Origin of the sequence: Pseudoxanthomonas kaohsiungensis, from assembly GCF_010211765.1 — a bacterium.
GTDB lineage: Bacteria > Pseudomonadota > Gammaproteobacteria > Xanthomonadales > Xanthomonadaceae > Pseudoxanthomonas > Pseudoxanthomonas kaohsiungensis.
The window spans coordinates 240053-250433 of record NZ_PDWO01000004.1; the positions used below are offsets into that span (position 1 = coordinate 240053).

At 71.4% G+C, this 10381-nt stretch carries 6 protein-coding genes; 5 read left to right on the plus strand and 1 reads right to left on the minus strand.

Translation table 11 applies throughout. The features are described 5' to 3' along the window. The first annotated feature begins 16 nt into the window (after positions 1-16). From gorA to CSC66_RS06780, 3 genes are all read left to right on the plus strand, one after another. Positions 17-1438, plus strand: a complete 1422-nt coding sequence (gene gorA / locus CSC66_RS06770; protein ID WP_162376626.1) for a glutathione-disulfide reductase — start codon at positions 17-19, stop codon at positions 1436-1438. A 381-nt stretch (positions 1439-1819) separates the two neighbouring features. After that, a complete protein-coding gene (gene hutG / locus CSC66_RS06775; protein ID WP_162376627.1) occupies positions 1820-2596 on the plus strand; it encodes an N-formylglutamate deformylase in 777 nt (258 codons plus the stop codon). Then, the gene (locus CSC66_RS06780) at positions 2593-3501 is read left to right on the plus strand and encodes a DMT family transporter (protein WP_162376628.1); all 909 of its coding nucleotides are present in this window, start codon (positions 2593-2595) and stop codon (positions 3499-3501) included. Before hutG ends, CSC66_RS06780 begins: the two co-directional genes overlap by 4 nt. A 1013-nt stretch (positions 3502-4514) precedes the next feature. On the opposite strand, the gene fusA is transcribed toward CSC66_RS06780, so the two are convergent. Next, positions 4515-6575: an elongation factor G gene (fusA, locus tag CSC66_RS06785; RefSeq protein WP_162376629.1), complete on the minus strand. Its 2061-nt coding sequence runs from the start codon at positions 6573-6575 to the stop codon at positions 4515-4517. Between the two features lie 416 nt (positions 6576-6991). Here fusA and CSC66_RS06790 point away from each other — a divergent pair, with 416 nt between their 5' ends. After that, the gene (locus CSC66_RS06790) at positions 6992-7426 is read left to right on the plus strand and encodes an OsmC family protein (protein WP_162376630.1); all 435 of its coding nucleotides are present in this window, start codon (positions 6992-6994) and stop codon (positions 7424-7426) included. Positions 7427-8031: 605 nt separating this feature from the next. Next, on the plus strand, positions 8032-9798 hold the full coding sequence (locus tag CSC66_RS06795; protein ID WP_162376631.1) for an amidohydrolase: 1767 nt from the start codon (positions 8032-8034) through the stop codon (positions 9796-9798). The last annotated feature ends 583 nt before the right edge of the window (positions 9799-10381 follow it).

A 10381-nucleotide genomic window follows, 5' to 3' on the forward strand; every position in this document is an offset into this window, starting at 1 on the left:
CGCAAAGGAGCAGTGCATGAAACCGTCGCGTGATTCCGATCCATCGCGGATGGACTTCGACCTGGTGGTGCTCGGCGGCGGCTCGGCCGGCCTGGCCGGTGCCTTCCGCGCCGCCGCCCATGGCGCGCGCGTGGCCCTGCTGGAACCGGCCGAGTTCGGCGGCACCTGCGTCAACCACGGCTGCGTGCCGAAGAAGGCGATGTGGCTGGCCGCCGACCTCGCCTCGAAGATCGCCCTGGCCGCCGACCTGGGTTTCGCGGTACCGGCGCAGGCCGCGGACGGGAGTTTCCTGGACTGGAAGGAACTGGTGGCCCAACGCCAGCGTTACATCGCCAGCATCCACGCCATCTACCAGCGCATGCTCGACGAGGCCGGCATCGTCTGGATGCCCTGCCGCGGCCGCCTGCGCGATGCGCGCACGGTGGAGACCGACACCGGCGTGCACCTGCACGCCGGGCACGTGCTGGTGGCCACCGGCGGCTCGCCGGTGCGCCCGGACATGCCGGGCGCCGAGCTGGCCGGCGTGTCCGACGACTTCTTCAAGCTCTGCGGCGCGCCGGCGCGCGTGGCGATCATCGGCGGCGGCTACGTCGCGGTGGAGCTGGCCGGGGTGCTGCAGGCGCTGGGCAGCCGGGTCGAGCTGTTCGTGCGCGGCCCGCGCCTGCTGGCGCACATGGACGCCGAGGTGGCGACCCAGCTGCAGGACGACATGGCCCAGCACGGCGTGCGCCTGCACCTGGACACGCCGGTGCAGGCGCTGGAGCGCGCCGGGCCGGGCCAGGACGGCGACGGCGGGCGCGTGCGCGTGCGCGTGCTGCACAAGGGCCCGGCCCATCCGTCCGATGCCTTCGACTGCGTGCTGCTGGCCACCGGACGCCGCCCGAACAGCGCCGGCATCGGCCTGGAGGCGCTGGGCGTGCAGCTCGACGACGATGGCGCGATCGTGGTCGACGAGTTCGAGGACACCGCGGTGCCCGGCATCCATGCGGTGGGCGATGTCACCGGCAAGCTGGAACTGACCCCGGTCGCGATCGCCGCCGCGCGGCGGCTGATGGACCGCCTGTTCGGCGGCCGCGCCGGGGCGAAGCTGGACTACGCGAACGTGCCGACGGTGGTGTTCTCGCACCCGCCGCTGGGCACGGTCGGCCTGACCGAGGAGCAGGCGCGCGAGCGCCACGGCGAGGCGGTCAAGGTCTACACCAGCCGCTTCCGGCCGATGCTCACCGCGCTGGTCGATTCACCGCAACGCAGTTTCTTCAAGCTGGTGTGCGTGGGCGAGGAGGAGCGCGTGGTCGGCATCCACCTGCTCGGCGAGTCGGCCGACGAGATCCTGCAGGGCTTCGCCGTGGCGCTGAAGCTGGGCGTGACCAAGGCCCAGCTCGACGACACCGTCGCCATCCACCCGACCAGCGCCGAGGAAGTGGTGCTGATGCGGTAAGCGTCGCGCGCCTTCTTGTAGGAGCCGATTCATCGGCGACCCGATGGCGCGGGACGGGCGATGGCGCCGTTGGTCCGGCCACCTCGGGTCGCCCATGAGGATGGGCTCCTACACGAGGGGCGGTGCCGTCTGGAGACGGGGGCTTGGCCTTTGTAGGAGCCGATTCATCGGCGACCCGATGGCGCGGGACGGGCGATGGCGCCGTTGGTCCGGCCGCCTCGGGTCGCCCATGAGGATGGGCTCCTACACGAGGCCGGGCAGACGCGACGAGGCCGGGTGCGCGCGCTTTTGTAGGAGCCGATTCATCGGCGACCCGAGGCGGTCGACCGGGCGACGTTGCGCCTGCCGGGCCACACCGAGGGGGCGGCGTACAATCGCGGCATGGACATCTACGAACTCCACCAGGGCACCGCGCCGCTGCTGGTCAGCCTGCCGCACGACGGCACCGCGGTGCCCGAGGCCATCGCCGCGCGCCTGACCGACAGCGCCCGCCGCGTGCCCGATACCGACTGGCACGTCAGCCGCCTGTATGCCTTCGCCCGCGAGCTGGGCGCCTCGATCCTGGTGCCGCGCCATTCGCGTTATGTCGTCGACCTCAATCGTCCGCCGGACGACACCTCGCTGTATCCCGGACAGAACACCACCGGCCTGTGCCCGGTGGTGCAGTTCAGCGGCGAGCCGGTCTATCGGGACGGCATGCAGCCGGACCCCGCCGAAATCGCCGCGCGCGTCGAAACCTACTGGCGCCCCTATCACGACAACCTCGACGCCGAACTGCAGCGCATCCGCGGCGAGCATGGCCGCGCGGTGCTGTGGGAGGGCCATTCGATCCGCGGCACGTTGCCGTTCCTGTTCGAAGGCGCCTTGCCCGAGCTCAACCTGGGTACCGCCGCCGGCGCCAGCTGCACGCCGGCGCTGCAGCAGCGCCTGGCCGAGGTGCTGGCCGCGCAGGGCGAGTACACCCACGTGGTCAACGGCCGCTTCAAGGGCGGCTACATCACCCGCCACTACGGCGATCCGGAGATCGGCGTGGAAGCGGTGCAGCTGGAGATCGCCCAGCACGCCTACATGGACGAGGACAGTTTCGAGTACCTGCCCGACAGGGCGGAGAAGCTGCAGCGCGTGATCCGCCGGCTGCTGGAAGCCGCACTGGCGTGAGCACCGCGCAGGGCCGGCGCCTGGCCGGCATCGCGCTGGCCGCCGGCGGCGCGATCCTGTTCTCGGGCAAGGCGATCATCGTCAAGCTCGGCTTCCGCTTCGGTGCCGATGCGGTCACCCTGCTGGCGCTGCGCATGCTGGTCGCGCTGCCGCTGTTCGCGCTGATGGCCTGGTGGGCGGCGTGGCGTGCGCCGCGGCCGCTGGCGAAAGGCGAGCGCTGGCGCATCCTCGGCCTGGGCTTCTTCGGCTATTACCTGGCCAGCTTCCTGGACTTCGCCGGGCTGGCCTACATCAGCGCCACCCTGGAACGGCTGATCCTGTACCTCACTCCGACCCTGGTGCTGCTGATCGGCTGGTTCGCGTTCGGGCGCCGGCCCAGTCGCACGCAGTGGCTCGCGCTGCTGGTCAGCTACTTCGGCGTGGCGCTGGCCTTCGGCCACGACCTGCAGGGCGGCGACAAGGGCATCGTGCTCGGCGGGGCACTGGTGTTCGGCAGCGCACTGGCCTACGCGCTGTACCTGGTCGGCAGCGGCGAGATGGTGGCGAAGGTGGGCGCGGTGCGGCTCACCGCCTACGCCAGCAGCGTGGCCAGCGTGCTGTGCATCGGCCAGTTCCTGCTGCTGCGGCCGGTGGCGACGCTGGCACTGCTGCCGCGCGAGGTGTACTGGCTGTCGCTGCTCAACGGCACCTTGTGCACGGTGGCGCCGGTGCTGATGGTGATGCTGGGCATCGCCCGGATCGGTTCCGGGCTGGCCGCGCAGATCGGCATGCTCGGCCCGGTATCGACGATCGTGCTGAGCATGCTGGTTTTGGGCGAACCGATGGGCCCGTGGCAGGTCGCCGGCACGCTGCTGGTGCTGGGCGGCGTGCTGCTGGTGAGCCGCGCGCCATCGGCGGGGCGTTGACGGGGCGGGGCCGGGCAGGGGCGTCGGGTTGCAGACACCGTCGCCCGTCCCACGCCCTCGGGTCGCCGATGAATCGGCTCCTACAAGGGGAAGGCCCTCGTTCTCCAGATCGACGCGGCCCTCGTCTGTAGGAGCCCATCCTCATGGGCGACCCGAGGCGGCCGGATCGCCGACACCATTGCCCGTCCCACGCCCTCGGGTCGCCGATGAATCGGCTCCTACAAGGGAAGGTCCCAGATCGGCGCCGACCCGCTCTTGTAGGAGCCCATCCTCATGGGCGACCCGAGGCGGCCGGATCGCCGACGCCATCGCCCTTCCCACACCCTCGGGTCGCCGATGAATCGGCTCCTACAAGGGAAAGGCCCCTGGTCTCCAGATCGGCGCCGACCCGCTCTTGTAGGAGCCCATCCTCATGGGCGACCCGAGGTGGCCGGATCGCAGACACCGTCGCCCGTCCCACGCCCTCGGGTCGCCGATGAATCGGCTCCTACAAGGGAAGGTCCCAGATCGGCGCCGACCCGCTCTTGTAGGAGCCCATCCTCATGGGCGACCCGAGGCGGCCGGATCGCCGACACCATCGCACGTCCCACGTCCTCGGGTCGCCGATGAATCGGCTCCTACAAGGGGAAGGTCCCAGATCGGCGCCGACCCGCTCTTGTAGGAGCCCATCCTCATGGGCGACCCGAGGCGGCCGGATCGCCGACACCATTGCCCTTCCCACGCCCTCGGGTCGCCGATGAATCGGCTCCTACAAGGGAAGGTCCCAGATCGGCGCCGACCCGCTCTTGTAGGAGCCCATCCTCATGGGCGACCCGAGGCGGCCGGGTCGCCGACACCGTCGCCCTTCCCACGTCCCCGGGTCGCCGATGAATCGGCTCCTACAAGGGGAAGGCCCTGGTCTCCAGATCGGCGCCACCATCGCCCTTCCCACGCCCTCGGGTCGCCGATGAATCGGCTCCTACAAGGGGAGGCCGTGGCGCCTTCCTGCACCTGCACCCGCGCGGCACGGCGTCTCACTCCTCCTCGTGCTTCGGCTTGTACGCCTCCACCAGCTTCTGCTGCACCGGCGGCGGCACCGGTTCGTAGTGGCTGAAGTCCAGCGCGTAGCGGCCCTTGCCGGCGGTGAGCGACTTGAGCTCGGCGGCGAAGCCGTCCAGCTCCGACATCGGTACCTGCGCCTTGACCACGACCTCGCCGTGCACCGAATCGGTGCCGGTGATCCGCGCCCGCCGCGACGCCAGGCTGCCGGTCACGTCGCCGAGCTGCGCCTCCGGCGCGCCCACCTCCAGGTCCACGATCGGCTCAAGCACCTGCGGCCGCGCCTTGGCGATCGCATCGAGGAAGGCCTTGCGCCCGGCGGTGACGAACGCGATCTCCTTGCTGTCCACCGGGTGGTGCTTGCCGTCGTAGACGACCACGCGCACGTCCTGCAGCGGATGGCCGGAGATCGCGCCGCCCTGCAGCACCTGGCGCACGCCTTTCTCCACCGCCGGCAGGAACTGGCCGGGAATCGTCCCGCCCTTGACCTCGTCGACGAACTCGAACCCGCTCCCGCGCGGCAGCGGCTCCACCCGCAGGAACACCTCGCCGAATTGCCCGGCGCCGCCGGTCTGCTTCTTGTGCCGGTGGTGGCCCTCGGCCCGGGTCGACACCGTCTCGCGGTAGGCGATGCGCGGCGGCCGGGTGGCCACGTCCACGCCGAAGCGGTCCTTGAGCCGGTCCAGCATCACCCGCAGGTGCAGGTCGGACAGGCCGCGGATCACGGTCTCGTTGAGCTCGACGTTGTGGTCGACCAGGAATGCCGGGTCCTCCTCGGTGAGCTTCTGCAACGCCTGCGACAGCTTCTGCTCCTGGCCGCGGCTGGCCGCCTGCACCGCCAGCCCGAACATCGGCCGCGGGAACTCGGTGGGCGCCAGGTGCACGCCGTCCTCGTCGTGGCTGTCGTGCAGCACCGCGTCGAAGTGCAGGTCCTCGATCTTGGCCACTGCGGCGATGTCGCCGGGGATGGCCTCCTCAATCTCCGCATGCTCCTTGCCGCGCAGCTTGAACAGGTGCCCGACCTTGAACGACTTGCGCCCGTCGTCGACGAACAGCTGCGAGTCGCGCCGCACCGTGCCCTGGTAGACGCGGAACACGCCCAGCTTGCCGACGAAGGGATCGTTGACGATCTTGAACACGTCGGCGATCACATGGCCGCCGGCATCGGCGCGGGTGGCCAGCGGCTCGTCGCCGTGGCCGTTGCGCTTGAGCAGCGGCGGCGGATTGGCCTCGGTCGGATCCGGGAACAGGCGCTCGGTGATCTCCAGCAGCTCCTGCACGCCGACGCCGCTGCGCGCCGAGACGAAACACACCGGCACCAGGTGGCCCTCGCGCAGGCACTGCTCGAACGCGTCGTGCAGCTCCTGCGGCGGGATGCCGGCCTCGCCGCTTTCCAGGTAGTGCTCCATCGCCGCCTCGTCCACTTCCACCACCTGGTCGAGGATGCGCTGGTGCCAGTCGGCCACCGGCCCCAGGTCGGACTCGCCGGTGCCGCTGCCGAAGCAGTCGACCACGCGGCGGCCGCCGTCGGCCGGCAGGTTCAGCGGCAGCACCTCCGGGCCGAAGATCTCGCGCAGCTGCGCCAGCACGCGCGCGCAGTCGGCCTGCTCGTGGTCGATCTTGTTGACCACGATCGCCCGGCACAGGCCGCGCTCCTTCGCCCGTTCCATCAGCCGCACCGTGCCGTGCTCCACGCCGGTGTCGGCGTCGACCACGATCACCGCCGTTTCCACCGCGGCCAGCGCCGACAGGGCAGGGCCGCGGAATTCCGGATACCCGGGGGTGTCGATCAGGTTGAGGTGGAAAGCGCGGTCGCTGGTGGGCGCGTGGTCGATGCTGGCGATGGCGATGTCCATCGAATGCCCGCGGGCTTTTTCCATCGGATCGAAGTCCGACACCGTGGTGCCGCGTTCGATCGTGCCTGCCGATGTCAGGGCGCCGCCGGCATGCAGCAGGGCTTCGAACAGCGTTGTTTTGCCGGCGCCGGGGTGGCCTGCGAGGGCCACGTTGCGGATGTCATGGGTTGCGTACGACATGAGGCCGTTCCTCCCGTGGATGGGTCTGAAGGGCCGTCATGGCTGTCCGGGCCGGGAGCGCGTGCCAGGAGGTGCCGATTGCGTGCAGCCCGGGGTGCGGACCCGGCGGGCGGTCATGGCGGACGGGTACCTTAGCGCGTCCTTCGTTCGCCCGGCGTTGCGGCGCACAACGGGCGGCGGTGCGTTGTTGTTGTAGGAGCCCATCCTCATGGGCGACCCGAGGCGGCCACTCCATGCGACGGATATTCGACGACCTCGGGTCGCCCATGAGGATGGGCTCCTACAAGAGGTGGCGCGGTCCCTTCGCAGGAGCCGATTCATCGGCGACCCGAGGCTCTGGGACGGCGCCCGGCAACAGGCCGCTAACATCCGCGCCGCTAGGCTGGCCGTCCCCTCCACCCACCAAGGAACGAACCATGGGCATTTCCCGCAACGCGACCGCGCATTGGGAAGGCGACCTGAAGACCGGCAAGGGCAAGCTCAACACTCCGCAGAGCGGGCTGCTGGCCGACACCCGCTACGGCTTCAACAGCCGCTTCGGCGACGAGAAGGGCACCAACCCGGAAGAACTGATCGCCGCCGCGCATGCCGGCTGCTTCACCATGGCGTTCTCGGCCAAGCTCGGCGAGGCCGGCTTCACCCCGACCTCGATCGACACCCGCGCCGAAGTGGACCTGTCGATGGAAGGCGGCCCGACCCTGTCGCACATCCGCCTGAAGATGAAGGCGGTGATCCCGGGGATCGACGAATCGAAGTTCCGCGCCATCGCCGACGACGCCAAGCAGAACTGCCCGGTGTCCAAGGCCCTGTCGGCGGTGCCGATCAGCCTGGAAGCCGAACTGGCCGGCTGAGCGGCCGCTCCCTGCAGGCGGGAAGGCGCCTACGCCATGTCGGCGCCTTCCCGTATGTAGGAGCCCATCCTCATGGGCGACCCGAGGCGGCCGATCACCGGCGCCATCGCCCGTCCCACGCCCTCGGGTCGCCGATAAATCGGCTCCTACAAAGGCAACCGGCGCCGCCGCTTTCTGTAGGAGCCCATCCTCATGGGCGACCCGAGGCGGCCGGATTACCGACGCCATCGCCCGTCCCACGCCCTCGGGTCGCCGATAAATCGGCTCCTACAAGAGGCAACCCGCGCCGCCGCTTTCTGTAGGAGCCCATCCTCATGGGCGACCCGAGGCGGCCGGATTACCGACGCCATCGCCCGTACCACGCCCTCGGGTCGCCGATGAATCGGCTCCTACAAAAGGCTACCCGCGCCGCCGCTTTCTGTAGGAGCCCATCTTCATGGGCGACCCGAGGCGGCCGGATCCTCGGCGCCATCGCCCGTCCCGCGCCCCCGGGTCGCCGATGAATCGGCTCCTACAAGAGGAGAGAGGGCGGTGACGCAGGCCCCCGTTTGCCCCCGGATGCCCGGCGCCGGCATAGTCGGCGCCTGTCCTTTCCGGAGAAACCGATGCGCCTGCGTGCCCACGTCCTCCCGTTCGCGCTGCTGCTGGCCTGTGCCGGGGCCGGCGCCCACGCCGCCCAGGACACCGCGCCTGCATCGACGCCCGCCGCCACGCCCGCGGATGCCGACGACACCCCGCCGCCCACGCCCCCCGGCGCCGACCAGATCACCGTCCTCACTGCCGCGCGCATCCACACCGAAGACCTCGCGCAGCCGCAGGTCACCGCGATCGCCTGGAACGGGCAGGGCCGCATCGTCGCCACCGGTACCGCGCAGGAGCTGCGCAAGCGCTATCCCAAGGCCAGGCGCATCGACGCCGGCAAGGCCACCGTCGTCCCCGGCCTGATCGACGCCCACGCCCATGTGATGGAGCTGGGCTACGCGCTGCTGCGCGCCGACCTGTCCGGCGCGGCGAGCAAGGACGAGGTCATCGAGCGCCTGCGCGCGTTCGCCGCCACCGCGCCGGCCGACACCTGGATCCAGGGCTGGGGCTGGGACCAGAACCGCTGGCCCGGCCAGCAGTTCCCGACCGCCGCCGACCTCGACGCCGCCTTCCCCGACCGCCCGGTCTGGCTGGTGCGGATCGACGGCCATGCCGGCTGGGGCAACCGCGCCGCCCTGCGCGCGGCCGAGGCGGCCGCCGACGCGCGCGCGCTGGCCGGCGACTGGCAGCCCGACGGCGGCCGCATCGTCCGCGAAGGCGGGCAGGCCAGCGGCGTATTCGTCGACGCGGCCATGCGCCTGGTCGAGAAGGCCATCCCCGCGCCCACCGAGGCCTACCGCGAACTGGCCCTGCAACGCGCGCTGGAGGCGGCCGTGCGCAACGGCCTCACCGGCGTGCACGACATGGGCGTCTCGCGCGCCGACCTGGCGCTGATGCGCCGCTTCGCCGACGACGGTCGCCTGCCGCTGCGCATCGACGCCTACGCCGACGGCAACAGCGACGCCCTGGCCGACCTGTGCGCGCACGGTCGCTACCGCCACCCCGGCGGACGCCTGCAGATGGAGGGCGTGAAGCTGTACATCGACGGCGCGCTCGGCAGCCGCGGCGCCGCGCTGCTGGCCGACTACAGCGACGACCCCGGCAACCGCGGCCTGCTGGTCACCGACCCGGCCGCCTACGCCATCGCCGTGTACAAGGCGCGCGACTGCGGCGTGCAGGTGGCCAGCCACGCCATCGGCGACCGCGGCAACCGCCTGGTGCTGGACACCTACGCGCAGGCGCTGGCCGGCAGCACCGCCCAGCCCGACAGCCGCTGGCGGGTGGAGCACGCGCAGGTGGTGGCGGCCGAGGACATCCCGCGCTTCGCCCAGCTCAAGCTGGTCGCCTCGATGCAGCCCACCCACGCCACCTCGGACATGCCCTGGGCCGGCGACCGCCTAGGCCCCGACCGGCTGGAAGGCGCCTACGCCTGGCGCCGGTTCCTGGACCTGGGCGTGCCGCTGGCGCTGGGCTCGGACTTCCCGGTCGAACAGGTCGACCCGCGCCTGGGCCTGTTCGCCGCGGTCAACCGCACCGACCGCGACGGCCACCCGCCCGGCGGCTGGCTGCCCGGGCAGAAGCTGACCGCCGCCGAAGCCCTGCGCGGCTTCACCGCCACCGCCGCCTGGGCCGGCCACGACGAGGGCGAGGTCGGCCGTCTGGCCCCCGGCCTGCGCGCCGACTTCGTGGTCCTGGACCGCGACCCGCTGGCGGTCCCCGCCGCCGAGCTGGACGACCTGAAGATCCAGGCCACCTGGGTCGACGGCCAGCCGGTATACGAGGCGGAGTAGCCCCAGCCGGCGGCGCACCGCCTTTGTAGGAGCCCAGCTTGCTGGCGACCCGAGGGCGGCCAGATTACCGACGCCATCGCCCCTTCCACGCCCTCGGGTCGCGGGCAAGCCCGGCTCCTACAACCGCGCCGCCGGTCGCCGCGATCCCGCCTTTGTAGGAGCCCAGCTTGCTGGCGACCTGAGGGCGGCCGGATTACCGACGCCACCACCCATCCCGCGCCCCCGGGTCGCGGGCAAGCCCGGCTCCTACAACCGCGCCGCCGGTCGCCGCGATCCCGTCTTTGTAGGAGCCCAGCTTTGCTGGCGACCCGAGGCGGCCGGATCGCCGACGCCATCGCCCCTCCCACGCCCTCGGGTCGCGGGCAAGCCCGGCTCCTACAACCGCGCCCCGGTCGCGACGATCCCGCCTTTGTAGGAGCACAGCTTGCTGGCGACCCGAGGCGGCCGGGATCACCGACGCCATCGCCCGTCCCACGCCCTCGGGTCGCCGATGAATCGGCTCCTACAAAGGCGCCCGCGCCGCCGCCTCCTGTAGGAGCCCATCCTCATGGGCGACCCGAGGGCGTGGGACGGGCGATGGCGT